The 24,216-nt window shown below is 65.1% G+C and carries 25 protein-coding genes; 11 read left to right on the forward strand and 14 right to left on the reverse strand.

Annotated features, from left to right (window positions below; all coding sequences use genetic code 11):
• The first annotated feature begins 152 nt into the window (after positions 1–152).
• Positions 153–1,625 (forward strand): APC family permease, encoded by a 1,473-nt coding sequence (locus ACSVIE_RS08905; RefSeq protein ID WP_442423598.1) that lies wholly within the window; start codon positions 153–155, stop codon positions 1,623–1,625.
• 63 nt (positions 1,626–1,688) lie between these two features.
• Here the strand turns inward: ACSVIE_RS08905 and ACSVIE_RS08910 are convergent, their stop codons facing one another.
• Positions 1,689–2,483 carry a MoaF C-terminal domain-containing protein gene (locus ACSVIE_RS08910; RefSeq protein WP_426003147.1) on the reverse strand — a complete coding sequence of 265 codons (795 nt, stop codon included), beginning with the start codon at positions 2,481–2,483 and terminating at the stop codon, positions 1,689–1,691.
• A gap of 138 nt (positions 2,484–2,621) precedes the next feature.
• A complete protein-coding gene (locus tag ACSVIE_RS08915) occupies positions 2,622–3,368 on the reverse strand; it encodes an IclR family transcriptional regulator (RefSeq protein ID WP_426003146.1) in 747 nt (248 codons plus the stop codon).
• 175 nt (positions 3,369–3,543) lie between these two features.
• On the opposite strand from ACSVIE_RS08915, the gene ACSVIE_RS08920 reads away from it, so the two are divergent.
• Positions 3,544–4,878 carry an MFS transporter gene (locus tag ACSVIE_RS08920; protein ID WP_442423599.1) on the forward strand — a complete coding sequence of 445 codons (1,335 nt, stop codon included), beginning with the start codon at positions 3,544–3,546 and terminating at the stop codon, positions 4,876–4,878.
• Positions 4,879–4,923: 45 nt separating this feature from the next.
• Here the strand turns inward: ACSVIE_RS08920 and ACSVIE_RS08925 are convergent, their stop codons facing one another.
• Positions 4,924–5,574, reverse strand: coding sequence for a phosphoribosyltransferase (locus ACSVIE_RS08925; RefSeq protein ID WP_442423600.1), 651 nt, complete (start codon positions 5,572–5,574; stop codon positions 4,924–4,926).
• A gap of 86 nt (positions 5,575–5,660) precedes the next feature.
• On the opposite strand from ACSVIE_RS08925, the gene ACSVIE_RS08930 reads away from it, so the two are divergent.
• Positions 5,661–6,074: a MarR family transcriptional regulator gene (locus tag ACSVIE_RS08930; protein ID WP_426003140.1), complete on the forward strand. Its 414-nt coding sequence runs from the start codon at positions 5,661–5,663 to the stop codon at positions 6,072–6,074.
• Positions 6,075–6,097: 23 nt separating this feature from the next.
• On the opposite strand, the gene ACSVIE_RS08935 is transcribed toward ACSVIE_RS08930, so the two are convergent.
• From ACSVIE_RS08935 to ACSVIE_RS08955, 5 genes are all read right to left on the reverse strand, one after another.
• Complete coding sequence (locus ACSVIE_RS08935) at positions 6,098–6,925, reverse strand: alpha/beta fold hydrolase (RefSeq protein ID WP_442423601.1); 828 nt, start codon at positions 6,923–6,925, stop codon at positions 6,098–6,100.
• A gap of 1 nt (position 6,926) precedes the next feature.
• Positions 6,927–7,256 carry a biotin/lipoyl-containing protein gene (locus tag ACSVIE_RS08940; protein ID WP_426003137.1) on the reverse strand — a complete coding sequence of 110 codons (330 nt, stop codon included), beginning with the start codon at positions 7,254–7,256 and terminating at the stop codon, positions 6,927–6,929.
• Positions 7,249–8,319, reverse strand: a complete 1,071-nt coding sequence (locus ACSVIE_RS08945) for an alpha-ketoacid dehydrogenase subunit beta (RefSeq protein WP_426007563.1) — start codon at positions 8,317–8,319, stop codon at positions 7,249–7,251. Before ACSVIE_RS08945 ends, ACSVIE_RS08940 begins: the two co-directional genes overlap by 8 nt.
• A gap of 4 nt (positions 8,320–8,323) precedes the next feature.
• The gene (locus ACSVIE_RS08950; RefSeq protein ID WP_426003136.1) at positions 8,324–9,364 is read right to left on the reverse strand and encodes a thiamine pyrophosphate-dependent dehydrogenase E1 component subunit alpha; all 1,041 of its coding nucleotides are present in this window, start codon (positions 9,362–9,364) and stop codon (positions 8,324–8,326) included.
• A 138-nt stretch (positions 9,365–9,502) separates the two neighbouring features.
• Positions 9,503–10,888 (reverse strand): amino acid permease, encoded by a 1,386-nt coding sequence (locus ACSVIE_RS08955; RefSeq protein ID WP_442423602.1) that lies wholly within the window; start codon positions 10,886–10,888, stop codon positions 9,503–9,505.
• A gap of 177 nt (positions 10,889–11,065) precedes the next feature.
• Between ACSVIE_RS08955 and ACSVIE_RS08960 the strand changes: the two genes are divergently transcribed.
• The 6 genes from ACSVIE_RS08960 to ACSVIE_RS08985 all read left to right on the forward strand — a co-directional run bounded on the left by ACSVIE_RS08960 (position 11,066) and on the right by ACSVIE_RS08985 (position 17,524).
• Entirely contained in the window at positions 11,066–11,539 is a 474-nt protein-coding gene (locus ACSVIE_RS08960) for an Lrp/AsnC family transcriptional regulator (RefSeq protein ID WP_426003133.1), read from the forward strand.
• Positions 11,540–11,641: 102 nt separating this feature from the next.
• On the forward strand, positions 11,642–12,361 hold the full coding sequence (locus tag ACSVIE_RS08965; RefSeq protein WP_426003132.1) for an NUDIX hydrolase: 720 nt from the start codon (positions 11,642–11,644) through the stop codon (positions 12,359–12,361).
• On the forward strand, positions 12,358–13,665 hold the full coding sequence (gene nadA, locus ACSVIE_RS08970) for a quinolinate synthase NadA (RefSeq protein ID WP_442423603.1): 1,308 nt from the start codon (positions 12,358–12,360) through the stop codon (positions 13,663–13,665). The genes ACSVIE_RS08965 and nadA overlap by 4 nt, the downstream gene beginning before the upstream one ends.
• A 64-nt stretch (positions 13,666–13,729) precedes the next feature.
• Positions 13,730–15,493 (forward strand): L-aspartate oxidase, encoded by a 1,764-nt coding sequence (locus tag ACSVIE_RS08975; RefSeq protein WP_442423604.1) that lies wholly within the window; start codon positions 13,730–13,732, stop codon positions 15,491–15,493.
• Positions 15,486–16,364 carry a carboxylating nicotinate-nucleotide diphosphorylase gene (nadC, locus tag ACSVIE_RS08980; RefSeq protein ID WP_426003128.1) on the forward strand — a complete coding sequence of 293 codons (879 nt, stop codon included), beginning with the start codon at positions 15,486–15,488 and terminating at the stop codon, positions 16,362–16,364. The genes ACSVIE_RS08975 and nadC overlap by 8 nt, the downstream gene beginning before the upstream one ends.
• A complete protein-coding gene (locus tag ACSVIE_RS08985; RefSeq protein WP_442423605.1) occupies positions 16,361–17,524 on the forward strand; it encodes a cysteine desulfurase family protein in 1,164 nt (387 codons plus the stop codon). The genes nadC and ACSVIE_RS08985 overlap by 4 nt, the downstream gene beginning before the upstream one ends.
• Positions 17,525–17,588: 64 nt before the next feature.
• On the opposite strand, the gene ACSVIE_RS08990 is transcribed toward ACSVIE_RS08985, so the two are convergent.
• From ACSVIE_RS08990 to ACSVIE_RS09000, 3 genes are read right to left on the reverse strand one after another with little or no spacing between them, the layout of a single operon-like run.
• Positions 17,589–18,086, reverse strand: coding sequence for a GtrA family protein (locus tag ACSVIE_RS08990; protein WP_426003125.1), 498 nt, complete (start codon positions 18,084–18,086; stop codon positions 17,589–17,591).
• A 17-nt stretch (positions 18,087–18,103) separates the two neighbouring features.
• Positions 18,104–18,952, reverse strand: coding sequence for a fumarylacetoacetate hydrolase family protein (locus ACSVIE_RS08995; protein ID WP_442423606.1), 849 nt, complete (start codon positions 18,950–18,952; stop codon positions 18,104–18,106).
• A 29-nt stretch (positions 18,953–18,981) separates the two neighbouring features.
• A complete protein-coding gene (locus ACSVIE_RS09000) occupies positions 18,982–19,551 on the reverse strand; it encodes a DM13 domain-containing protein (RefSeq protein WP_426003122.1) in 570 nt (189 codons plus the stop codon).
• Positions 19,552–19,684: 133 nt separating this feature from the next.
• Between ACSVIE_RS09000 and ACSVIE_RS09005 the strand changes: the two genes are divergently transcribed.
• Positions 19,685–20,935 carry an SLC13 family permease gene (locus ACSVIE_RS09005; RefSeq protein ID WP_442423607.1) on the forward strand — a complete coding sequence of 417 codons (1,251 nt, stop codon included), beginning with the start codon at positions 19,685–19,687 and terminating at the stop codon, positions 20,933–20,935.
• Positions 20,936–20,948: 13 nt separating this feature from the next.
• Here the strand turns inward: ACSVIE_RS09005 and ACSVIE_RS09010 are convergent, their stop codons facing one another.
• Positions 20,949–21,599, reverse strand: a complete 651-nt coding sequence (locus tag ACSVIE_RS09010; RefSeq protein WP_426003119.1) for a DUF1684 domain-containing protein — start codon at positions 21,597–21,599, stop codon at positions 20,949–20,951.
• 162 nt (positions 21,600–21,761) lie between these two features.
• Here ACSVIE_RS09010 and ACSVIE_RS09015 point away from each other — a divergent pair, with 162 nt between their 5' ends.
• The gene (locus tag ACSVIE_RS09015) at positions 21,762–22,568 is read left to right on the forward strand and encodes a transglutaminase-like domain-containing protein (RefSeq protein ID WP_442423608.1); all 807 of its coding nucleotides are present in this window, start codon (positions 21,762–21,764) and stop codon (positions 22,566–22,568) included.
• Between the two features lie 15 nt (positions 22,569–22,583).
• Here ACSVIE_RS09015 and ACSVIE_RS09020 read toward each other — a convergent pair whose 3' ends face one another.
• Complete coding sequence (locus tag ACSVIE_RS09020) at positions 22,584–23,045, reverse strand: MarR family winged helix-turn-helix transcriptional regulator (RefSeq protein ID WP_442423609.1); 462 nt, start codon at positions 23,043–23,045, stop codon at positions 22,584–22,586.
• A complete protein-coding gene (locus ACSVIE_RS09025) occupies positions 23,045–24,169 on the reverse strand; it encodes an LLM class flavin-dependent oxidoreductase (RefSeq protein ID WP_426003115.1) in 1,125 nt (374 codons plus the stop codon). The genes ACSVIE_RS09020 and ACSVIE_RS09025 overlap by 1 nt, the downstream gene beginning before the upstream one ends.
• Between the last annotated feature and the right edge of the window lie 47 nt (positions 24,170–24,216).

Consider the following 24,216-nt stretch of genomic DNA (forward strand, 5'->3'; position numbering starts at 1 on the left):
CGTGGACAGTCAAGAGCCCTGCGGTGTGAGACAAGTCACTCCTGCCTTGGGGGGTGGAAGATGGCGGAGTCACCCAGAAAGTGCCGCGCCATCTCCCGCGGCACCGAGACCCGCGGCTCGGATCCACGCGGTGAAGAGGCAGGAGCATACATATGAGCGTTGACAACCCGGTCCGGGGCAAGACCAGCGGAACGGCCGGCACCGGCGGCCGCCTGGGCGTGCCCGCCGTGACTTTCATGATCATCGCGGCTTCGGCTCCGCTGACGGTCCTGGCAGGCGGGGTAAGCACCACGTTCGCCGTCACCGGGGTGACGGGCGTGCCGCTGTCCTTCCTGATCCTCGGCGGCATCCTCACCCTTTTTGCGGTGGGGTACGCAGCGATGAGCCGCCATGTCACGAACGCAGGCGCGTTCTACGCTTATATCGCGCAGGGCATATCGCGTCCGGCCGGGGTGGGGGCCTCGCTGGTGGCCTTGATGGCCTACAACCTGATGCAGGTGGGCATCTACGGCCTCTTTGGATTTACCGTCTCGTCCCTGCTCTCGGCAAGGTTCGGCATCGCCGTGCCGTGGTGGATTCCCGTGGTGGCCTGCATTGCGGTTGTGGGCTGGTTGGGAGTCAACAGGGTGGATCTCTCCGCCAAGGTCCTCGGCGTCCTGGTGGCCCTCGAGTTCCTGGTGGTGATCGTCTATGACGTCATCAGCCTGGCAGCAGCACCGGAAGGCATCAGTGCCGCCACGTTCAACCCGGCCTCCCTCTTCGCGCCGGGCATCGGGGCGGTCCTCTCGTTCGGCATTGCTGCCTTCATGGGCTTTGAATCAGCAGCCATCTACGGCGAAGAATCCAAGGACCCCAAACGCACAGTCGCCCGGGCCACCTTTGCCGCCGTCGCCATCATTGCCCTCTTCTATGCCGTCTCCGCGTGGGCCATGACCGTGGGCGCCGGACCGTCGGCGGTTGTTGATACCGCAGCAGCCAACGGGCCGGACATGGTCTTCGCCTTCCTCACCGCCCACGGAGGCGTCCTGCTCAGCGACATTGCGCAGTTGCTCTTCGTGACCAGCCTTTTCGCGGCATTGGTTAGCTTCCACAACGCAGTAGCCCGGTATTTCTTCTCGCTCGGCCGGGAGCGTGTCATCCCGGCTGCCCTCTCCGCAGTCCGCCCCAATGGCGCCCCCTATGCCGGTTCCCTGGCGCAAACGGCGATTGCCGTCGTCGTGACCCTGGCCTTTGCCGTGGGAGGAGCAGGTTCGGACCTCGGCGAACTGTACCCGGTCCTGACGATGTTCACCTGGCTGACCAACAGCGGCGCCATGGGACTTGTCCTGCTGATGACCGTGGTGTCGGTGGCGGTGATCGGCTTCTTCCGCAAGCAGCCCCACGGCGCAAGCCTTTGGGTGCGGATGGTGGCTCCGGGGCTTGGGTTTGTGCTCCTGGCCTTGGTTTTCATCCTCATCGTGGCCAACTTCAACGTCCTCCTGGGGCAGTCCGAATCCACCCCCGCCACCTTCATCCTGCCACTGGTGGTGTTGCTGCCAGGAGTCGTGGGGGTTCTCTGGGCCCTGCGCCTGCGGCGTTCGCAGCCCGCCGTTTATGCGAGGATCGGGCACGGTTCCGAGGGCTGAGCAGCGCAGGAAGACGGCCCCGGCAGTCCTGGAAACCAGAACTGCCGGGGCCGTTTGCTGACATCAAGCGGCCGGGTCGAGCCCGGGGCTGTGATGGCTGACGCTGATCAGGCGCCCATGCGCTCCAAAAGTGAAATGGACGGGCAGCGTCCCGGATTCGTCCCATCCAAACAAACTGCCATGGGAGCGGATCGCGCCCACATCCCTGTGGTCGGCGATCGTCACCGAACCGCAGGGGATGACCTTCTCCCGCCACGTGAAGACGAAAATGCCCGGCCTGACCTGGAGGACCGTATTGGAATCGGTGTCCGCCAGGCCGCGTTCCGGTCCGGCCAGGCATTGCCAGGTGTACCAGGTGGGGCTGAGGTATACGTGCTCATAGGCGTGGTCCGGACTGTAAACCCATTCCACGCGCCTGCCGATCAGTCCCGTGCTTTCGCCGATGGGCCGGCCCTTCGGGGATGCGCCGTCAAGGTCGCCGGGGCGGAAGTCGTGCTGCACGGCCGTGCTGCCCGCTGTCGATCTTCCCAGCACTGCGCCGATATAGAGGGCCCGGCCGTTGGCCAGGTCAAGCACCAGCGACACAGCCAGGTCCGGTTCCACGGGACTGTGCCACTGCGCGTAGTAAAGGTCATCGGCCACCTGGAAAGCTTCGTATGCGGCGGTTCCGGAGTGCCCTGCGGCCGCCCAGTTCACTTCATCGTCGTCGAAAGTGAAGGTCATGGGTCCGCCGTCGCCACGGACCGCGAAGTGGCGGCCTGCCAGGTCCTGCACGGTCGGTGCCTTGTTGGCATCAAAGCCTGGCGCCAGGCCGTCGAGTGGCAGCCAGTTGGAGGTGTCAAGGAGGTTCAGGCTCATGGGTTTCCTTCTGATCTCGGCAAAGGACAGGGCCAGGGTGGTCCTGTCCGTCCTTCGAGTATTGGGAACCCGGTGCCGCCAGGTCTTGTGTGCCAAGGCACACTGCTTGGCGTGGAAGGAATGGCTGGCGTGATGGGGTCAGGCCAGTTGGCTTTCGATGCGCGCGGCGCATTCCACCAGCGCCTTGCCCACGGCGTCGGCGTCCTGGTCCAGCCGGATGTAGACGACGGCGACCGCGGCCGGCCGTCCGCCGGGCACGTGGATCGGGGCGGCCAGGGATGACAGGCCGGCGATGACTTCATCGTGGCTGGTGGCGTAGCCGGCGCGGCGGGCTTCCCGGGCTTCAGCGCGGTAGGGGATCCCTCCGCCCACTTGGTGCCAGCGCTCTTCCGTCATGGTGGATTGGATGGCGATGCCCGGGGCTCCGGTGCCCACCGGGTGGCGCGTGCCCGGGTGCTGGGCCAGTGCCGTGCCCGAATTGCGGGGTTCCACGGTCACCAGCGTGACGCATTCCTGGTGGTCCCAGACAGCAACGAAGGCGGTCATGTGCAGCGTGTTGGCGAGTTGGGTCAGCTCGGGCAAAGCAGCTGCCTGCAGGTTCCGCGAGACGCCGCGGGCCAGGACGGCAAGTCCGGCGCCCGGCTGGACCCGCCCCGAATCGTCGCGGAAGACAAGGGAATGGTCTTCGAGCGTCCGCAGGATCCGGTAGGCAATGGACCGGTGGACTCCCAGTGCCGCGGCCAGTTCGGCTATGCTCAGCGGCCGCTCGGCTTCGGCCAGGATCTCCAGCGCCCGGATTCCACGGGAGAGCGTTTGCGACGGCGGGACCTGGGTGGCGGGAGCCTGTTGGCTTGTGGCGTCGCTGCGGGAAGTCATGCGAACCATCCTATGTCCGCTCTGCGGTGGTGGCAGTTGCCGTCGGCAGTGCGCGGGGCCGCGGGGCCAAGCATCGGCGGATGCTGTGCTTGGGATCACAATTGTAGTATTCTTCCTAACTGACCGTTCTGTCGGTTATTGCAGTGCCGCGTACCGACCAGTCACTCACCCCCATGGAGTTCCAATGACCGCAGCCTCCACAGTCGATTCCCCGTCAGGGCCCAGCAGCAAGCGCGATGAGCGCAGGGTCCTTGCAGGGACCCTGGTGGGCACCACCATCGAGTGGTACGACTTCTTCATCTTCGCCCAGCTCACGGCAACACTGCTGTCCCCGTTGTTCCTGACGCCCCTGGAGCAAGCGAACCCAGGCGTGGCGCAGATCCTCTCCTTCGCCACGATCGGCATCAGTTTCCTTTTCCGGCCGCTGGGTGCCACCGTGGCAGGCCACCTCGGTGACCGCGTCGGCCGCAAGGCCGTCCTGGTCATGACGCTCGTGTTGATGGGCGTCGCCACGGCACTGATCGGCCTCCTGCCGACCTACGCCAGCATCGGCCTCTGGGCTCCTGTGCTGTTGATCTTCCTGCGCGTGGTGCAGGGCTTCTCTGCCGGTGGCGAATGGGGTGGCGCAGCCCTCATGGCCGTGGAACACGCGCCGCTGCACAAGCGCGGCCTCTTCGGCGCCTACCCGCAGATTGGTGTTCCCATCGGCATGATCCTCGCGACCGGGCTCCTGTTCTTCCTGCAGTCCGGCATGTCCAAGGAGGACTTCGCCGCATGGGGTTGGCGTGTTCCGTTCCTGCTCTCCGTGGTCCTGATCGTGGTGGGCTACCTGATCCGGCGCGCCGTCGGAGAAAGCCCGGTGTTCAAGGAGATCGCCCAGCGCAAGGCTGAAAGCAAGGCGCCCCTGGGCGAGCTGTTCCGCCACAACACCAAAGAGGTGGTGCTGGCGGCACTGATCTTCATTGCCAACAACGCCGCAGGTTACCTGCTGATTGCCTTCTTCATCTCCTACGCAACCCGTGCCCTCAAGATGCCGGCTCCCCAGATCCTCCTGGCCACCACCGTCGCCTCCTTCGGATGGCTGATCTTCACCATGGTCGGCGGATGGCTGTCTGACAAGATCGGGCGCGTGAAGACCTTCCTCACCGGCTACGCCCTGGTCTTCGTATGGATGGTGCCCCTGTTCGCCCTGATCGACACCAGGGACATCTGGCTCTATGGCGTGGCGCTCTTCGTGCTGACCATCGGACTGGGCCTGTCCTACGGTCCCATGTCCGCAATGTATGCCGAGATGTTCCCGCCCCAGGTCCGCTATTCCGGCATTTCGATCGGCTACGCATTGGGCGCGATCCTGGGTGGTGCCTTTGCGCCCACCATCGCCCAGGCACTGCTGGATGGCACCAAGTGGTCGGGATCCGTGGGCCTGTACATCATGGGCCTCTGCGTTATCTCGGCGGTGGGCGTCATCCTGGCCAAGGAAACCAAGGGCCGGCCCCTCGGGTACAGCGTCCACCACTAGCAACTCCGGCGGACAGCCGACGGGAAGGGGCATGGTCCGGCAGGGCTATGCCCCTTCCAGTTGCTTCATGACCTCAGCGTCCGTCAACTGTTCAAAGTGCTCATAGAACGCACCGACGGCATTAAACTTACCGGGGATATGCAGTGCGTGGACGAGATCGCAAACCCGGCCAAGGGATGTTGCAGCTTCCAGGGAAGCGACCGGAACGGCAGCCACCACCGTTCGCGCCCCGGCCGAGCGCACAGCCTCCACGGCAGCCCGCATGGTAGCTCCCGTGGCCAGGCCGTCGTCCACCAGAATGGTGGTCTTGCCCCGCAGATCGTGGTCTACGCCCGGATATTCCCGCGCTCGCCGGACCAGTTCGGCCCGTTCGTGAGCTTCCACGGCCTCCAGCGCAGCTTCACTGATGCCCAGCGCCTGGATGTGGTCCTTCAGCGGACGGTTGATGAGGCGGACAACGTCCCCCTGGCTCCAGGCGAGGGCTCCGAAGGCAGTTTCGGACCGGCCGGGGATGCCCAGTTTGCGGACAAGGACCGCACCGAAGGGCAAGTAGAGAGCGGAGGCGGCTGCCGCTGCGAGGGGAACGCCTCCCCGGGCCAGTCCGAGGACCACCGTATGGGGCCGTTCCCTGAACTGGGGGAGTCCTTCAGCCAGGCGCTGCCCGGCCTCCGCCCGGTCCCTGAACCGCATGCCCATCTATCCCACTTCCACGTTGTCCGGCGCTGCTTCCAGCCTATCGTCCCATCCTTGCCCGGTGCGGGATCCGCTGGAAGCATGGCACTGTGGACAAGCCCATTGGTTACTGGATCAAAAAGCTGGACGCCGCACTCGAGGCGCAGTTGGACTACACGCTGGCCCGGATCAAGCTCAGCCGCGCCCAGTGGCAGGCGCTGAATGCCCTGGGCGAAGCACCCTTGCGGCCCGAGGAACTTGACGCCGTTCTGCGGCCGTACTGGACCGATGCCGCCCACCAGCGCGAACGCGACCTCGCGGCGCTGGTCGGCAGGGGCTTGCTGAGCATGATGGACGAACGCCTCGTCCTGACGGAGCGCGGACGGGAAACCTACCACCAGGCCATGCGGCTGGTGGAGGCCACCAGGCAGGATCTGTCCCTGGGCATCGGCATCGACGAATACGCCATGGCCGTCAGCGTGCTCCAGCGAATGAGCATCAACGCTGAGCGGCTGTCCCGCTAGTCCGCCGCCCCCAGGCTCCAGGGCTAAACGCCCAGGAACTCCACGGCCGCGTCCTTGAATGCCCTGCTGGTGACCACATTGGTGTGCGTCCTGCCCGGAATGACGAGCGTTTCCACCAGCGCTCCGGCTTTGCCGGCAATGGCGGCCAGCCGGGGCATGGTGAGGGCACGCTCGTCCTTGTCCCCGGCAACCAGAAGGATGGGCAGGTGCGGCGCCGCCTCGGCCGGGTCAAAGGGCTCGCCCTTGATGGCCTCGATAAGGGACAACATGGCGAACAGGTTGTTGCTGGGCAGCATCGCCGCCATCTTCAGCAAGCCCGCGGTGGACTCGTCCTCAATGGGCGTTCCGTCGGCCAGGTACTTCTGGGCGGCTGCGAGGTCGAAGGCGGCCAACGGATCCTGGGCGCTGGGGCCACCGAGCACCAGCCGGTGCACCAGGTCCGGTTGCGTGGCAGCGAACTCCCAGGCGAGCCGGGAACCCAACGAATATCCGATGATGTCCAGGCCGGTGGCCGGGTCTCCATCCCGCAGGGGGCGTGCCCCGGCGTCGATGGCGATCTGAAGCAGGTCGGCCCGGATGCGGCTGGGGGTGTAGGAGTCTAGGTCCTCCGGGGAGTGGCTTCGGCCGTGGCCCGGGAGGTCGACGGTGATCACCCGCCTTCCGGCTCCCTGGAGCGTTGCCACCCAGCCGCTGTCAACCCAGTTGAGTTTGCTGGAGGATGAAAAGCCGTGGATCAGCAGGACAGGCCGAAGCCCGGCGTCGGTGGCAGGTTGGTGGACTTCGACGAACAATCCTGGATCGGTGCCTTCGACGGTGTGCCGCTGTTCCACGGTGTGCCTGCCGGTCATCATGTCAGTCCTCATCGGGTACGGCGCTCAGGCGGACCCGGCGCTTGGGTGCTTCGTCCTTCGGAACAGTGCCCACGATCCCGGCGGTGTCATCCGGGACCTCGAACACAATCAACGGTTCGCCGACATTGATGGTCTGACCCGGCTCGCCGTGAATACGCACCACTTTACCCGCCTGCGGGCTGGGCAATTCGAGGGCCGACTTGCTCGTTTCCAGCTCAACGAGCGGCTGGTTGCGTTCCACCTGTTGGCCCGGTTCCACGAGCCAGTCCAGCACGGTTGCTTCGATGAGGCCTTCGCCAAGGTCCGGTAGGGGAAAGGACAGTTCAGCCACGGCGATACTCCAGTACGCGTTGGATCCCATAAAGGATGCGGTCGATGTTGGGGATGTATTCGTCCTCCAGGTCGCCGGAGGGGTAGGGCACGTCGAAGCCGGTGACGCGTTCCACCGGCGCCTTCAGTGTGTCGAAGCAGTGCTGCGTGATCAGTTGGGCGACTTCGGCGCCCAAGCCTGAGGTCAACGGAGCTTCATGCACGACGACGGCGCGACGCGTCTTGGCGACGGATGTCGCCAACGCCTCTGCATCGATGGGCTTGAGCCACCGCAGGTCCAGGACTTCGACGTCGATTCCGTCCTCAGCGGCCAGTTCGGCCACCTGCAGGCACCGGGCGACCATGGCACCCCAGGCCACCAGGGTGAGGTGGCGCCCCTCCCGGACGATCCGGGCACCGGTCAGGTTCCCGCCGGGGTGCGTACCGGCGTCGTGGGTTCCGCTGTCCGGGGCCGTGGCGGTGGTGAGGTCCACCGGACCTTTCTGCCAGTACCGGGATTTTGGCTCCATGAAGATCACCGGATCCGGCCTTGTGGCTGCGTACTTAAGCAAGTGGTAGGCGTCGTGCGGCGTGGAGGGTGAGACGACTTTGAGGCCGGGAACATGCGCGAAGAGGGCTTCGAGGCTTTCGCCGTGGTGCTCGGGGGCGCGGATGCCGCCAAAGCTGGGAACGCGGAGCGTGATGGGCATGGGCAACGTTCCGCGGCTGCGGTAGTTCATCCGGGCAATCTGGCAGATGATCTGGTTGATGGCCGGGTAGGCGAAGCCGTCGAACTGGACCTCGGGAATCGGGTGGTAACCGGCCATGGCCAGCCCCACGGACATGCCGAGGATGCCGGATTCGGCCAGCGGGGTGTCGAAGACCCGGTCTTCGCCGTGCCTGGCCTGCAGGCCGTCGGTGATCCGGAAGACGCCGCCGAGCTTTCCGCAGTCTTCGCCGAAGACCACGGCCTTGGGGTTCTCCGCCAGGACGTCGTCCAGGGCGCGGTTGAGGGCTTGCTGCATGGACAGCAGTTCCACGGTGCCGGAAGCGGCGCGCGGAGCCGCGACGGTGGTGGCAGTCATTGCCTCAGGCATGGTCGGATTCCTTTCGCCACGCGGTGGCCTGGTGCTGCAGTGCGGGTGTGGGTTCCTGGAAAACCAGGCTGAACATCTCGGCCCCGGGACGCGGTCCCAGGTTCTCGATGGCCGTGCGGATCGCTTCTTCTTCCTCCCGGGCCTGGCGCCCGGCCTCCGCGAAAAAGGCTTCGTCCGCCACGCCGTCGGCCAGGAGTGTCCGGCGGAACCGTTCCAGGGGGTCCTCGCCGGCGTCGAGCCGTTCTTCCTCAAGGGAGCGGTATCGCCCGGGATCGTCCGCGGTGGAGTGCGGTCCGCGGCGGTAGGTCATGGCTTCGATGACTACGGGCCCGTTGCCGGAGCGGCAGTGCGCCAAGGCCGAACGCGTGGCTTCGTACACGGCCAGGACGTCGTTGCCGTCCACCTGGATGCCCGGGACACCGTAACCGGCGGCGCGGGCTGCAACGGAACCGCCTGCTACCTGTCGTTCGGTGGGTACGGAAATGGCCCAGCCATTGTTCTGGACAAAGAAGACCACGGGCGCCTTCATCACCGCAGCAAAATTCATGGCCTCGTGGACGTCGCCCTGGGAGGAAGCGCCATCCCCAAAGTACGTGATGGCGACGCCGGACCCGCCGGACAGGGTCTGGCCGTGGGCCCAGCCGACGGCGTGCAGGACCGACCCTGCCACCACTGCCTGGATGGGAGCGAAACGGGATTCCACGGGGTTGTACATTCCGCCGTGCCACGTTGCCTTGTGGGTGGACATATAGCCCACCATGTCCACGCCCATGGCCCGGGCCACGCCCATCTCACGGTAGGTCGGAAAGACGAAGTCCCGGCTCAGGTCCACGGCGTAGCCGCTGCCGACCTGGGCCGCTTCCTGGCCGAGCTCCGGCGCGTAGCCGGGAATGATTCCCTGGCGCTGCCAGGCGACGGCGGCCGTGTCCAGGTGGCGGACGGATGCCATCAGCGTGTAAAGCTCGCGCAACTGGTGGTGCGTGAGCGGGGCCGCGTCATCCTCGACGGCGGCAATCACAGGAATGCTTGTCATGGCTGTGACAGTAATCACCAAAAGTGGCGGTGCGCAATCAGCCCAGTTTGAAGCAAACACATTGTACAAACTGAAGAGAAAAAGAGGCTCCTTGCAGAACAAACTGCAAAGAGCCTCTTGATTTCATCTGACAAGCCGCTACTTGGCGGTGCTGCCAACCTTCCCGGCCTTCGCGCGGGCGTTGAGGAAGCATCCGAGGGCGATCACAAGGATCAGAGCCGTGGTGCCGAACAGCTGTACCGCACTTTCCGGGTTCGCAAAGCCAACAGCGAAGATGATTCCCAGCAGTACCAGTCCCACGATGGTCAGGACCGGGAAGCCCTTCATCCGGAGCGGAAGTTCCGTGCCGTCGCGGTCGGCGCGGCGGCGGAGGATGAGCTGGGACACCAGTGCCGTACCCCACACCACCAGGCAGGTGGAGCCCACGAGGTTCAGGAGCGCCGGGAGCACCATTTCGGGGAACAGCAACTCCAGGACGGTTGCGGCGAACCCGAACGCCACGGAAATCCCGACGGCGGCAACCGGCACCTTGGCGCCGCTCAGCCGCGACAGGAAGCGGGGGGCTTCGCCACGTTCGGACAAGGAGAAGATCATGCGGGACGCGCCGTACAGGTTGGCGTTCAGTGCCGAAAGCAGCGCTACGACGGCCACCAGGGTGATCGCCGCGCCGGCCCCCGGGATGCCGGCCAGGTCCAGCACCCCGGCAAACGGGGACTTGAGGCCGTCGGAGCCGACGGGGAGGACCGCTGCAATGACGAACACGGAGCCGATGTAGAAGACGAGGATGCGCCACACCACCGTGCGGATGGCCTTACCGACGCTGTGGGCGGGGTTTTCCGTCTCGGCGGCGGCCACGCTGACGATCTCGGTGCCACCAAAGGCAAAGATCACCACGAACAACGCCGCAGCAATGCCGCTGAGTCCGTTGGGGGCGAAATCTGCGAAGCCGGACAGTCCGGGGGATGCGACGTTGGGAAGCAGGCCAAGGAGCAGGGCTGCGCCGATCAACAGGAAGATTACGATTGCTGCCACTTTGAGGATGGCGAACCAGAACTCGAATTCACCGAAGTTCCGGACTCCCACCAGGTTGATGCCGGTGAAGACAACCATGAACACCAAGGCAAGGACCCAGACCGGAATGACGGGCCACACGGAGTACAGCAGACCGGCTGCGCCCAGGGCCTCAGCGGCAATGACCACCACCAGCTGCAGCCACCAGAGCCAGCCGATGGTGCCACCGGCCGTTTTACCCATGGCTTTTTCCGCATAAACGGAGAAGGCGCCGCTGTTGGGGTTGGCCGCTGCCATCTCGCCCAAGGCCCACATCACCAGGATGATCAGGGTTCCCGCCACCAGGTAGGAGATGAGGACTGCGGGACCGGCTGCCTGGACCCCCGCGCCGGAGCCCAGGAACAGCCCGGCTCCGATGGCGCTGCCAAGGCCCATCATGGTGAGCTGGCGTGGCTTGAGTGAATGGCCGAGGCCGGGCGCAGTCGCAGGAGCCGCGATGGACTTCGTTGTCATACGTGTCTACCTTCTATGGATTTCATACGTGGTTGTGCCGCGCCGGCCTCTTGGGCCGGGCAAGCGGAGCGTCGACGACGCAGCAAGAGCCGTGGAATAATTCTCGCAGTTTGTAAGATACATCACTTTTCACAGTAGCGATGTGATGGGTATGGCTCCCCGGGGACAGGAACTTTGATGCTGGTCGATGCTCTTGATGCAAAAATTGTACGTTTCTTCACGGATTCGCCGCGATCCTCCGTGCTGGAGGCATCCCGTGTGCTGAAGGTGGCACGGGCAACGGTGCAGTCCCGGATTGACCGGATGATTGAAAACGGTGTCATCGGTTCCTGGGTGCCGCAACCGGACCCTGCCAACTTCGGCTTTCCCGTGGTGGCCTTCTGTTCGGTGACCATCACGCAGGAAATCGGGCATGACGCCATCATTGAGAGCCTCAGTGCGATCCCGGAGATCATAGAAGTCCATACGGTCACGGGGAACTCGGACCTCATGGTCCGGATTGCGGCCCGCTCCAACCCGGATATGCAGAGGGTGCTCGATGCCATGATTGCCACTAAGTCGGTGGTCCGTTGTTCATCGGTGATCGTCCTCAACAGCCACATCCAGGGACGCACCCTGCCGCTCATGGAGTCGGCCGCCAAGCCTGTGTGACGAAAAGCATTTTGCGCTTGGCCTCCCGAGTCGTACCATTAGTTCTAGTCAATCTGACTTTAACTAAACCGGAACTGATGGTTCCAGCGGCGAAGAAGCGAGGTGAACGCCGTGAACGTCAACTCAGCCAACGTCGCAGAGCGGCGGCTCGCACCGCCGTCGTTGGCCATATCCACGGTGATTTTTGCCCTCAGGCCCAGCGAGAAGACCGGGCGCCCCACCCTTTGGCTGCCGCTGGTCCGCCGCATCCGTGAGCCGTACAAGGACCAATGGGCGCTCCCGGGCGGGCCGCTGTCCCACGATGAGTCCCTTCAGGACGCAGCCTCCCGGAACCTGCGGGAAACAACGGGCCTGGCTCCGAACTACCTGGAACAGCTCTATGCATTCGGCGGAGTGCACCGCTCTCCGAGCCAGCGCGTGGTGTCCATTGTGTACTGGGCGCTCGTCCAGCCCACCGAAGCAGCCCTGGCGGACGAATCCGAAAACGTGAAGTGGTTCCGCGCGGACAGGGTGGGCGAGCTCGCCTTCGACCACAACGCGATCGTGGACTACGCCCTCTGGCGGCTGCGCAACAAAATGGCCTACGGGTCCATCGCCTACCACCTGCTGGGGGAGTACTTCACGCTCGCCCAGGTCCGTGAGGTCTACGAAGCCGTCCTGGACCGGCAGTTGGACCCGGCAAACTTCCGCCGCCACATCAAAGCCACACCGGACATCGAAGAAACCGGTGAATACCTGCAGGGCGGAAAACACCGTCCGCCACGCCTCTACCGCTTCACCGGCACGCCCGGCCTCGGGCCAGACAACAGGAGTACACCATGAGCAGCGTCAACACTGCCGTTCAGCTGATCACCCGCGAGGAAGCCGAGAAGGGCCTTTCCGCTGCCGGAGCCACCTGCAGCCCCGCACTCGCGAAGGGTCCGTGGGAGTACGACCTCGCCGAGGCCCTTGCCGGAGTCCCGGCGTACGGCCCGGGTGCCTCCAGCGCCGACGTCGCCCCGCAGGCGACGCCACGCCAGGGCCAGCTCCCCGAAGAGTACAAGCTGGCTTCCGAGGCCGAGCTCGACCAGCGAATCCGCGCCGCGAAGGAAACCCTCGGCGACCGTGCCGTGATCCTGGGCCACTTCTACCAGCGTGACGAAGTGGTGCAGTACGCGGACTTCGTGGGTGACTCCTTCCAGCTCGCCAATGCCGCCCTCACCAGGCCGGACGCCGAGGCCATCATCTTCTGCGGCGTGCACTTCATGGCCGAGACCGCGGACATCCTCTCCACGCCCGAACAGGCTGTCATCCTGCCCAACCTGGCCGCAGGCTGCTCCATGGCGGACATGGCGGACGAAGACTCCGTGGAAGAGTGCTGGGAACAGCTGGAGGAGATTTTCGGAACCGACGCCGATGAGCACGGCCGGGTGCCGGTCATTCCCGTCACGTACATGAACTCCTCCGCCGCACTGAAGGCTTTTTGCGGCCGGAACGGCGGAATCGTCTGCACGTCCTCCAACGCCAAAATCGTGCTGGAGTGGGCCTTCGAACGCGGCCAGCGGGTGCTGTTCTTCCCCGATCAGCACCTGGGCCGCAACACCGCCAAGGCCCTTGGTGTTCCGCTGGAGCAGATGCCCATGTGGAACCCGCGCAAGGAACTGGGCGGCAACCAGGCCCAGACCTTGCAGGACTCACGCGTGATCCTCTGGCACGGATTCTGCTCCGTGCACAAGCGCTTCAACGTCGGCCAGATCGAGAAGGCCCGCCAGGACTTCCCGGGCGTCAACGTGATTGTGCACCCCGAGTGCCCCATGGAAGTGGTGGACGCGGCAGACTCCGCCGGTTCAACCGACTTCATCAAGAAAGCCATCGCAGCAGCCACCGAACCCACCACGTTCGCCATCGGCACCGAGATCAACATGGTGAACAGGCTCGCCGCGGAGAACCCGCAGCACACCATTTTCTGCCTTGACCCCGTCATTTGCCCGTGCTCCACCATGTACCGCATCCACCCCGGCTACCTCGCCTGGGTCCTTGAGGAACTGGTGGCAGGACGCATCGTCAACCGCATCACCGTGGACGACGCCGTGCAGGACAACGCCAAGATCGCCCTTGAGCGCATGTTAGCCGCCAAGCCTGCATAAACGTGCGCCGTCAAGCACGGCACAGGAATACCGGTTCACCGCAACTAGCCGAATCGAGTCCCACATGACCTCGACACACCTCCCGTCGAGCCTTTCCGGCCCACCCGCGCAGCGACTGATTGTTGTGGGGAGCGGCATCGCAGGCCTCTACGCCGCGCTGCTGGCCGCGGAGGCGGGCGCCGCCGTCGTCCTCCTGACCAAGGGCACGTTGGCGGACAGCAACACCTGGTTCGCCCAAGGCGGGATTTCGGCGGTCCTGCCGGAACCAGCCCCAGGTGACACGGTGGCCGCCCACATCGCCGACACCCTGAAGGCCGGCGCGGGCCATTGCGACCCCGAGGCCGTGCGGGTGCTGTGCACCGAGGCCCGACTGGACATGGTCGGCTTGGAACGCTTCGGGGTGCGTTTCGACCTGGACGACGACGGCGACCCCGCCTTGGGGCTCGAAGCCGCCCACTCGGCGCCGCGCATCCTGCACGCCGGCGGGGATGCCACCGGTGCCAAGGTGGCAGCTGCGTTGATCGGGAGCGTCCTGGAGTTCGAGGCGGCAGGGCGTATCCGCGTGGTCAGTGGAGCTTTCGCCACCTCCTTGCTCCGGACAACCGGTCCCGAAGGCCGCATTTCCGGTCTGACCTACCTGCACGAGGGCCATGAGGTTGCCCTTGCCGCGGACGCCGTGTTGCTGGCCACCGGCGGTGCCGGACAGCTCTTTGCGCAGACAACCAACCCCTCGGTTGCCACCGCGGACGGCCTGGCCCTCGCGTGGCGGGCCGGAGCTGCCGTTGCAGACCTTGAATTCTTCCAGTTCCACCCCACCTGCCTGGTTCCCCAGGCCGGAATGCAGCATGCTGCCGCAGGCGCCGACCCCCTGCTGATCTCTGAAGCCGTCCGGGGTGAAGGGGCCGTCCTGGTGGACGCCAACGGCCAGCGGTTCATGGGCGATTACCACCCCGACGCCGAGCTCGCCCCGCGCGATGTGGTATCCCGCAGCATCGCCCTGCACTTGGCCGCCCTCGGCGACCCCAACGGACACGTCTACCTGGACGCCACGGTGACCGAGAAAGAGCGCGGCGAAGGCTTCCTCGAGAAACGCTTCCCGACCATCAGCCACCGGACCCGGCAAACCGGTATCGACTGGACCACCGAACCCGTTCCCGTAGCACCGGCAGCGCACTACTGGATGGGTGGAGTGGTGACGGACCTGTTCGGCCGGACGTCGGTGCCTGGTTTGTACGCCGCAGGTGAGGCTGCGTGTACCGGTGTGCAGGGCGCCAACCGACTGGCCAGTAATTCCTTGCTTGAAGGGCTCGTGTTTGCGCGGCGTGCCGTGGCGGGGTTCGTCTCCGGCGACCGCGGCGCTGCAGGCCCCTCGGCGCCTGCGCTCGCGGCTCGCACCGGCGATCGCCTCGCAAGCTCGGCGGCCGGTTCGGCCGCTCACGCGACAACGGCGCTTTCGGGGCCTCCAGCACCGCTTGGTGCGGGCGGACTGCCTTCTCCTGCGGATTTCTCTCGACTGGCCCTCCAGCAACTTATGACTGCCAAGGCCGGGGTCCTGCGGAACGGGGTGTTGCTGGCGGAAGCCGAGGCTGTTCTCGATGGCTGGGCTGAGGATGTTTTGCCCTTGGTCGGTGCCGGTTCCTTGGATCCGCGGGAGCACGAGGACGCCAATTTGCTGCTGGCCGCGCAACTGCTTGTCCGGGCCGCCCGGGAGCGGCGTGGGTCCCTGGGGGCGCACTACCGCAGCGACAGCGTGACCGAACCAGCCGCCGTCGACCATTTTGACAAGCGTGACACCATGAGCCGGAAAGCGAGCCTCGTCCATGACTAACCTGACCCTCCCCGCCGCAGCTGTCCGGGACATCCTGGAGCGGGCCTTCGCCGAGGACGCACCCAACGGAGACATCACCTCGCAGCTGCTCATCCCCGCAGACGCCCGAGCCACCGCCGTCCTGAACGCGCGCGTTCCCGGTGTCCTGAGCGGCGGAACGGTGTTTCGTGACGCGATGAAGCTCATTGACCCGGACACCGACGTTGAGTTGCTGCTCGCCGACGGTGAAACGTTCGACGCCGGTACCCACCTCGCGCGGGTCAGCGGACGCGCGCGTTCAGTACTGCTGGCTGAGCGGGTGGGCCTGAACCTGGTTCAGCGCATGAGTGCCATAGCCACGAAAACTGCCGAATTCGTGCGCTTGGTGGAAGGTACCCGCGCCAGGATCACCGACACCCGAAAGACTACGCCCGGGCTCCGGGTGCTGGAACGCTACGCCGTGCGTTGCGGCGGGGGAGCGAACCACCGCTACAGCCTTTCCGACGCCGTCCTGGCCAAAGACAACCACTTGGCCGTCATGACAGGAGGAGACTCCGCCAAACTTACCGGGCTGCTGCTTGCTGCCAAGGACCAACTGGGCCACACCACCCACTTCGAAGTGGAGGTGGACCGCGCCGAACAGATCGAGCCCGTCCTTGCCGCCGGGGTGGACACGATCATGCTGGACAACTTCACCACCGACGAACTCCGCGCGGGCGTCAAGCAGGTCGACGGCCGGGCCATGGTGGAGGCCAGCGGAAACGTCAACCTCCACACTGTCGCGGAAATCGCGGCGACCGGCGTGGACGTGATCTCCGTTGGCGGCCTCACCCATAGCGTCACTGCCCTTGACCTGGGCCTGGACGTCGAACTCGAACTGAACCAGCCGTGATTTTCCTGGACGCAGCTGCCACCACACCCGTCCGCAGGGAAGTGCTCCAGGCCATGTGGCCCTACCTCAGCGGTGAGTTCGGCAACCCCTCAAGCCACCACAGCCTGGGCCAAGCGGCGGCGACAGCGCTCGCGGGGGCGCGGTCCGCCGTCGCGAATGTCCTGAACTGCCGCTCCGGCGAGGTGACCTTCACCTCCGGAGGCACGGAAGCGGACAACCTTGCCGTCAAGGGCATCGCCTTGGCCCGGAAGGCCGCAGACCCGGCGTTGAACCGGGTGGTGATCAGCGCCGTCGAACATCCGGCGGTGGAGGAATCGGCCCGGTACCTGGAACGGGTCCATGGCTTCGCCGTGGACGTGGTGCCGGTGGACGGGGACGGGCTGGTCACACCGGAGGCCCTGCGGGCAGTACTTCGTCCGGAAACCGCATTGGTCAGCATCATGTATGCCAACAATGAGGTAGGAACGGTCCAGCCTGTGGCCCAACTGGCGGCGGTGACGCATGAACTGGATGTCCCCTTCCATACCGATGCCGTCCAGGCTGCCGGATGGCTGCCCCTGGACACCAAAGCCCTTGGCGTGGATGCCCTCAGCCTTTCAGGCCACAAGCTCGGGGCGCCGAAGGGCTCAGGGGTGCTGTTTGCCAGAGGCCGGCTGCGCCTGGAACCACTGGTCCACGGCGGTGGCCAGGAACGTGGCAAGCGCTCGGGCACTGAGAATGTGGCCGGAGCGGTAGCACTCTCGACGGCGTTGACGCTCAGCCACGCCGAACAAAGCACTGCGGCAAGCCAGGTTGCCGGAATGCGGGACCGGTTCATTGAAGCGATCCTCGCGAAAGTCCCGGGAGCTGTGTTGACGGGGCATCCTGTGAAGCGGCTGCCGTCGGTGGCATCCTTCTGCTTTCCGGGAACCAGCGGCGAGTCGGTCCTGCTGGAACTCGAACGGCTCGGCGTGGTGTGTTCCAGCGGGTCGGCCTGCGCGGCCGGATCGGATGCACCTTCGCCGGTGCTGTTGGCGCTCGGCCTGGATCCTGGAACGGCGCAGACCGCTGTACGTTTCAGCTTTACCTCTGCCGTTACCGCTGCAGAACTTGAGCAAGCAGCGGTTGCCGTGGAAACCGCCGTCGGGCGCGTCAGGAACCTGGCCCACCACCCCAACTAGGTCGCAGTTGTGCGCGTTTTGACCCCTCAAAACGCGCACAAATGCGACTCAGTTGGGTGAGCCGTTAGATGTGGCGGGCGCGGCGGAAGATCCAGTGGCGCAGGAGCGTGAACCGCACAGCGGTGGCAAGGAACCCGGACAATGTGGTGGTCCACAGTTCTTCAGTGACCGTCGCTTCGGGTCTGACGAGGTGCAGGACCCCGAGGCTGCCGCCGGTGATGACCAGGGCAATGACGATGACGATCAGCCCGTTCACATGGTCCTGGGTCCGCTTCCTGCTCCCGGAGATCTTGAAGGTCACGCGGCGGTTCAGGGCTGTGTTCATCAGTGACGTCAGGATAAGGGCGATCGCGTTGGCCAGTTGGGGATCGATCCAGGGCCGGAGCACGGCGTAGATGGCCAGCGAACCGGCGGTACAGATGATGCCCACCCCCGTAAACCGGATGAGCTGGCGGACCACGGGGTATTTGAGGATGCCCCTGTGCCGTTTGCGCAGCAGTTTCGCTGCTGGGCTATCCGAGGGAGACGGGCGCAGTCCAGTGGCGTCCGCGGCTGTCTCCATGCCTTAAGCCTGTCACACTATGCGCCCTGGTTTTCCCACGAGGCCCCAGTGACCGGGTTGCGCAGCTCTCCGATGCCCTCCACACGGCACACCACCACGTCCCCGGGGCGGATCCGGGCACATTCTGCCGGGAAGCCCGTCAGCACCAGGTCGCCCGGCTGGAGGGTCATGAAGGCGGTCAGGTAGACCAGGATCTCGTCCACTTTCCAGCCGAGGTCGGCCGAACTGGCCGCCTGCAGTTCCTTGCCGTTGTGGATGATGCCGATGGCCAGGTCCGAATCGTCCAGGTCCGTGACGATCCACGGCCCAACGGGCGTAAAGGTGTCCTGGCTCTTGGCACTGATCCACAACTCGTCTGTTTTTTGCAGGTCACGGGCGGAGACATCATTACCGATGGTGAAGCCAAGGATCGCGTCGCGGGCCGTTTCCATGGTCAATCCCCGGGCTGTGCGGCCGACGACGATCGTCAGTTCGGCTTCCGGGTCCACGTGGCCCGCCCCGTGGCCCAGCTGGATGGCTTCGTCCGGGCCGATCACGCTGGAAGCCGCCTTGTGGAAAGCCTGCGGTGGCAGGTCCCGCCCGGGTTGCCCCGTGTTGTGGGCCATCCCGAACACATTGACCGGTACCGAAGGGGCAAGGAAAGTGAACATCTTCTGGTCCACCACTGCGCCGATGTCCCAGCCGGCCCGGGCAGGGCCTGGAGCGTTGGCCCGTGATCCGGGAAAGGGGGTCTCGATGACAGTCCAGCTCCTGCCGGCATCCGAGTCGAAGTCCCGGGCATCATTGGCCACGAAGAACTGCTCGTCCGGCGTGGTGGGATCAAGGGGACGGACGCGTGCGATGCGGCGGGGGGAGAGGGACGTCATGGAGACATCCTACGTCCTCCGACGCGGTGCTAAGCAAGCGGAGCGGATCCGAAGGCGACGCTGAACCGATCGCACCACAGGACAACAGAGGCCAGCCCCGAGACATCGGTGCCCGCAGGAATGGCGTAATTCTGGTTGCCATGGGTGGCCTTGACAGCGCCGAGGTCAACATAGCGCCCCGACCGGTATTTGAACCAATCGCCGCCGGCTGGCAGGCTGCTCAGCCACACTTTGACGTCGGGCCCATCGCTGCTGGCCAGGTTCTCCAGGCGGAGAACATGGCTGCCGTCCGCGAGCTTCAGCAGCTGGGCGGTGCCACTGGTTGCATGTTCCTGCGATTGGAATGCGCCGGTACCAACCACAACCGGTACGGGGGTTTGTTGCGCTTCTGCAGGGATGGCCGCCTCGGCGCCGGAGGCCGAAGTATCAACCGCTGCGGGCGCCGAAACTCCCGGCGGCGCTTCGTCCACGGCACTGCTCGTGAAGAGCCGCCAGGGCTGGAACAGTGCTGCCCCGGCGACCAGCAATCCAAGGATTGCCGCCGCCGCAACGGCGACGAGCATCCGCTGGGTCCGCGGCCGGAAGAGGAGTCTGTTCATGCTTCAAGGCTAGGCTTCCACGGGCTCTGGCGGTGGGCCCATTGCTTACGATGCCATGACGCATTCTCCTGGCCGACAGCGAAGAACCCGGGCCGTGGGCGAAGAGCCGTGCCGTGGGTTTAGAATCCAGTCCATGCGTCTGGCGATCTTCGGGTTGGTCCTGCTGGTGGCCGGTGGGGTCACCGTTGCCGCGGGTATCCTGCCCTGGCATGAAGTGGCGGTCCTCGTGGACCGGGTGGCACCCATTCTCGGCTTCGTCGTTGCCATGACCGTGGTGACCGAGCTCGTCAGCGAGGCCGGCGCCTTCGAGTGGATCGCACGGCGCTTGGGCCGGTGGGGACGTGGAAGCAGCGTTTTGCTGTGGTTGTTATTGGCATTCTTCGCTGCGGTGAGCACCATTTTTCTGTCGCTGGATACGACGGCGGTCCTCCTCACCCCCGTGGTGGTCACCGTGGCAAAGCAGGCAGGCCTGCCGGTCCTGCCGTTCGCGTTGACCACGGTGTGGCTGGCCAACACGGCTAGCCTGTTGCTGCCGGTGTCGAACCTGACCAACCTCCTGGCACAGCACCACCTGGGCAGCATCAGTCCAGCGCAGTTCGCGCAATTGATGTGGGCGCCGTCCCTGGCCGCGGTCCTGGTGCCAATGGCATTCATTGCCGTTGTCTTCCGCCGCGACCTGCGCAGGGCCTACCCACGCAATGCTTCTGCTCCTGCGACCCCTGGGCCGTCCAAGACCATTGTGCCGTCCAAGGCCACTGGGCCGTCCAAGACCACTGGGCCGTCCAAGGCTGCCGGAGACCGCGTGTTGCTGTCCGTCAGCGCGGTGGTGTTGGTTCTGCTGTTGCCCGCACTGGTATCGGGAACAGCGATCTGGATTCCAGCCACGACCGCCGCAGCCGTTCTGTTGGTCACGTTCGCTGTTCGCCGCCCCAAAGCACTGAAGGTGGCCCTGGTTCCGTGGTCCCTGCTGCTCTTCACCTGCGGACTCTTCCTGGTGGTCGAGGCCGCCCAATACCTTGGGGCATCGTCGCTGCTTGGAGAAGCCGCAGGCCAGGGTGAGGGATTCCCGGACCTGCTGAGATTAGCGCTGACAGGTGCCCTGGGTGCAAACGTCGTCAACAATCTGCCGGCCTACTTGCTCGCCGAACCGCTGGCGGAAAGCCCCCTGCGAATGGCCGCTTTGTTGGTCGGAGTCAATGCCGGACCCCTTGTGGCTCCCTGGGCATCGCTGGCGACACTGCTGTGGCACGATCGCCTGAAGCGGATGAATGTGCTGATCGCATGGAAGGGTTACGCCGTCTTTGGCCTGATCGTGGCACCCCTGACGATACTGACGGCCATTGCCTGCCTCTCCCTTGCCGCTGCAGCCGGCCTGACTGGCTAGCCAACGCGAAAGGTTAGCCGGTGTACAACTCTCCAACAGGGATCTCCTCAGAGAGCCGGTTGGCCGGACCCGCGAGGGGGCACGCCCAGGCTTCGTTGTACGCGCACGAGGGGTTGTAGGCGAAATTGAAGTCCAGCACGAACTCCTGTTCCCCGGTGCCCTGGCGCACGCCGTGGTATGCGCCCTTGATGGTGTCCAGAAGATAGCGTCCGGCGCCGTAGCTGCCGCCGTCCTTGCCCGCGGTGGCGTCCCGGAAGGGAACGAAGATTCCGCCGCCATAGCTGCGCAGGCGCCAGGCAGCCAGGGAGCCGAGCCGGGGAAGCTCAAAGGTGCCGATCCTGATGAAGGGTACAACTCCGTCCGTGCCCGTGTTCACGTTCATTTCCTGGCCGGCACCCTCGGGCGACAACGGGACATACAGCCGGAAGGCGGGGTCGTAGTCCGCAGTTTTGAGGCCGGAGAAGGAAGCTTTCGCGGTATCCGTCAAAGCCGAGGCCGGATGTGTTCCAAACATGCGGTCGCGTTCCTGCCGCCAGTAATTGTGGGCGTCGAAAGGATCCCGGACGGCCAACTCACGCACGTGGTGGTACAGGGCGAACGTCCGCAAACGCCAGTCGGCGATGTCCACGGCGGACATGGTGGGAAGGCTGTCGTCGGAATCCATGCCTTCAGCCTAGTCCTGTGCGTGTTCCGGGGTGTCCCGCGTCCGGATTCCCAAGCGTCCAGTGGATGCTACTGTCTCTGAAGGCCGATCTATAGTCCCGATGTCGGCCGGTCCACGCACGGCGGCACGGGGGCTGTCCCGCCGCAACCAACCCGGAGATTAATGGAACGCAACGTAGCCGCCAAGCTCGTTTTCAAGACCGCAGCGAATACCAAGGTCGCCATGGCCATTGCCGTGGCCAACAACCCCGGCTACGACTCCCTGGCCGAGACGCTTTCCATCACGTGCGACGGGCAGGACGTTCCGTACGCTGAGCTTGCCGACCACCACGGCGGACGGTTCCACTACATGGAGTTCACCGAACCCAGCGAGGTCACGGTCGACTACCACGCCACAGTGGTGGGCACGGGAGTCGCAGATACATCCGAACCCATGGAACTCATCCGCTACGTCCGGCCCAGCCGGTATGCCGAGTCGGACAGGCTGCTTCCCACGTCCTACGCCGAGTTCGGGAACCTGCAGGGAGCCGAACTCCTGGCAGCAGTGCGGAACTGGGTCCATGGCGAGCTCCGCTACGTCAGCGGATCCTCCAGGGGGACGGACGGTGCCGTGGAGACCCTCCTTCACCGGCGGGGTGTATGCCGTGACTTCGCGCATCTTGCCATCGCCCTGCTGCGGTCCAAGGACGTCCCCGCCCGCTTGGCTGCGGTGTATGCCCCTGGCCTGAGCCCCATGGATTTCCACGCCGTGGCCGAGGCCTACATCGATGGTGGCTGGCATGTCATCGATCCCACGGGCCTGGCCCCGCGCCGGTCCATGCTCCGGATCACTGCCGGCAGGGATTCCTCCGACACCGCGTTCCTCTCCACCGTAGGGGGAAGCCTCACGCTGAAAACCCTGAAGGTCAACGCCGGCGTTAACGGCGAGTTGCCCGGGGAAGACCCCGGGCAACTCATCACCTTGCGCTAGGCGCAGTGCAGCCGGCTAGTGGCCCGCGACGGACGCGCGGAGCTTCTCCGTCAGGCGAAGCAACTCGCGCTGTTCGTCGGCGGTCAAGGCCGGAGCGACCAGGTGCGCGATGTCACGGACGTGCTCGCGTCCGATCGTCTTCTGCAACTCACGTCCGGCTTCGGTGAGGGACAGCAGGACTCCACGGCCGTCGTCGGGAGCTGTTGTCCGCTCCACCAGGCCGCGCTTCTCCAGCCGGTCAACCAACCGGCTCAAACTTGACTGGCTCAGCAGGACTTTGTCGTTGATTTCATTCAAGCGCAGCTGGCCGGAAGGGCAGCGGGAGAGCGTAAACAGGACGTCGTACTCCTTGACCGGAAGGGTCTTGAAGGCAGGGCCGGACTGCAGTTTCCGCATCACCGCCACCTGGGAGCGGAAAAGCGACTCCCAGGTTTCAGCGGCGAGACGGACGGCGGATGAGGCCGACGGGCTGGACATCAGGACTCCTGACCTGCAGTCCCCGCCGGAGCCGACTCGCCGACGCTGGCCTCCAGGGCGGTGGCAACACGTGAAGCGTGGGTCGGGGCGTCGGGAACGTGGGCGGGCTTCCGGGCTGCGTACTCCTTGCGCAGGACCGGCAGGACTTCCTCGCCGAAGAGGTCCAACTGCTCCAGGACGGTCTTCAGCGGAAGTCCGGCGTGGTCGATCAGGAACAGCTGACGCTGGTAGTCGCCGAAGAACTCACGGAAGGTCAGGGTCTTCTCGATGACCTCCTGGGGGCTGCCCACTGTCAGCGGCGTCTGCGACGTGAAGTCCTCCAGGGACGGTCCGTGGCCGTACACGGGTGCGTTGTCGAAGTACGGACGGAACTCCTTGACGGCGTCCTGGGAGTTCTTGCGCATGAAGAACTGACCGCCCAGGCCAACGATTGCCTGGTCTGCCTTACCGTGTCCGTAGTGCTCGAAGCGCTCCCGGTAGAGGCCGATGAGCTGCTGGTAGTGTTCCTTCGGCCAGAAGATGTTGTTGGCAAAGAACCCGTCACCGTAGTACGCAGCAACCTCGGCGATCTGCGGGGTACGGATGGAACCGTGCCACACAAAGGGGGCCACGCCGTCGAGCGGCCGCGGGGTGGAGGTGAAGTTCTGCAGCGGGGTGCGGAACTTGCCCGACCAATTGACGGTGTCTTCATCCCACAGCTTGCGGAGCAGGCTGTAGTTCTCGATGGCAAGCTCAATGCCGTCCTGGATGTTCTTGCCGAACCAAGGGTAGACGGGGGCGGTGTTGCCGCGGCCCAGAACCAGATCCACGCGTCCGTCGGAGAGGTGCTGCAGCATCGCAAAGTCCTCGGCGATCTTCACCGGGTCATTGGTGGTGATCAGCGTGGTGGCCGTTGAGAGCGTGATGCGCTCAGTCTGTGCCGCGATGTAGGCCAGCGTGGTGGTGGGGGACGAGGAGAAGAACGGGCGGTTGTGGTGCTCACCGAGGGCGTAGACATCCATGCCGATTTCTTCGACCTTCTTGGCAATGGCTACCGACGCCTTGATGCGCTCGTGCTCGGTGGGAGTACGTCCGGTAGTGGGGTCCGTGGTGATGTCGCTGACGCTGAAGACGCCGATCTGCATGATGTGCCTTTCTCCCTGCCCGTGGTTCCGGGCGATGAATCCAGTGT

Source organism: Paenarthrobacter sp. NCHU4564 (assembly GCF_052156435.1).
Lineage (GTDB): Bacteria > Actinomycetota > Actinomycetes > Actinomycetales > Micrococcaceae > Arthrobacter.

Excerpts from the sequence above, each read along its gene's own strand:
- ACSVIE_RS08905 (WP_442423598.1), top strand. The coding sequence starts at position 153 with ATGAGCGTTGACAACCCGGTCCGGGGCAAGACCAGCGGAACGGCCGGC.
- ACSVIE_RS08910 (WP_426003147.1), bottom strand. The coding sequence starts at position 2,483 with ATGAGCCTGAACCTCCTTGACACCTCCAACTGGCTGCCACTCGACGGC.
- ACSVIE_RS08915 (WP_426003146.1), bottom strand. The coding sequence starts at position 3,368 with ATGGTTCGCATGACTTCCCGCAGCGACGCCACAAGCCAACAGGCTCCC.
- ACSVIE_RS08920 (WP_442423599.1), top strand. The coding sequence starts at position 3,544 with ATGACCGCAGCCTCCACAGTCGATTCCCCGTCAGGGCCCAGCAGCAAG.
- ACSVIE_RS08925 (WP_442423600.1), bottom strand. The coding sequence starts at position 5,574 with ATGGGCATGCGGTTCAGGGACCGGGCGGAGGCCGGGCAGCGCCTGGCT.
- ACSVIE_RS08935 (WP_442423601.1), bottom strand. The coding sequence starts at position 6,925 with ATGATGACCGGCAGGCACACCGTGGAACAGCGGCACACCGTCGAAGGC.
- ACSVIE_RS08945 (WP_426007563.1), bottom strand. The coding sequence starts at position 8,319 with ATGACTGCCACCACCGTCGCGGCTCCGCGCGCCGCTTCCGGCACCGTG.
- ACSVIE_RS08950 (WP_426003136.1), bottom strand. The coding sequence starts at position 9,364 with ATGACAAGCATTCCTGTGATTGCCGCCGTCGAGGATGACGCGGCCCCG.
- ACSVIE_RS08955 (WP_442423602.1), bottom strand. The coding sequence starts at position 10,888 with ATGACAACGAAGTCCATCGCGGCTCCTGCGACTGCGCCCGGCCTCGGC.
- ACSVIE_RS08960 (WP_426003133.1), top strand. The coding sequence starts at position 11,066 with ATGCTGGTCGATGCTCTTGATGCAAAAATTGTACGTTTCTTCACGGAT.
- nadA (WP_442423603.1), top strand. The coding sequence starts at position 12,358 with ATGAGCAGCGTCAACACTGCCGTTCAGCTGATCACCCGCGAGGAAGCC.
- ACSVIE_RS08975 (WP_442423604.1), top strand. The coding sequence starts at position 13,730 with ATGACCTCGACACACCTCCCGTCGAGCCTTTCCGGCCCACCCGCGCAG.
- nadC (WP_426003128.1), top strand. The coding sequence starts at position 15,486 with ATGACTAACCTGACCCTCCCCGCCGCAGCTGTCCGGGACATCCTGGAG.
- ACSVIE_RS08990 (WP_426003125.1), bottom strand. The coding sequence starts at position 18,086 with ATGGAGACAGCCGCGGACGCCACTGGACTGCGCCCGTCTCCCTCGGAT.
- ACSVIE_RS08995 (WP_442423606.1), bottom strand. The coding sequence starts at position 18,952 with ATGACGTCCCTCTCCCCCCGCCGCATCGCACGCGTCCGTCCCCTTGAT.
- ACSVIE_RS09000 (WP_426003122.1), bottom strand. The coding sequence starts at position 19,551 with ATGAACAGACTCCTCTTCCGGCCGCGGACCCAGCGGATGCTCGTCGCC.
- ACSVIE_RS09005 (WP_442423607.1), top strand. The coding sequence starts at position 19,685 with ATGCGTCTGGCGATCTTCGGGTTGGTCCTGCTGGTGGCCGGTGGGGTC.
- ACSVIE_RS09010 (WP_426003119.1), bottom strand. The coding sequence starts at position 21,599 with ATGGATTCCGACGACAGCCTTCCCACCATGTCCGCCGTGGACATCGCC.
- ACSVIE_RS09015 (WP_442423608.1), top strand. The coding sequence starts at position 21,762 with ATGGAACGCAACGTAGCCGCCAAGCTCGTTTTCAAGACCGCAGCGAAT.
- ACSVIE_RS09020 (WP_442423609.1), bottom strand. The coding sequence starts at position 23,045 with ATGTCCAGCCCGTCGGCCTCATCCGCCGTCCGTCTCGCCGCTGAAACC.
- ACSVIE_RS09025 (WP_426003115.1), bottom strand. The coding sequence starts at position 24,169 with ATGCAGATCGGCGTCTTCAGCGTCAGCGACATCACCACGGACCCCACT.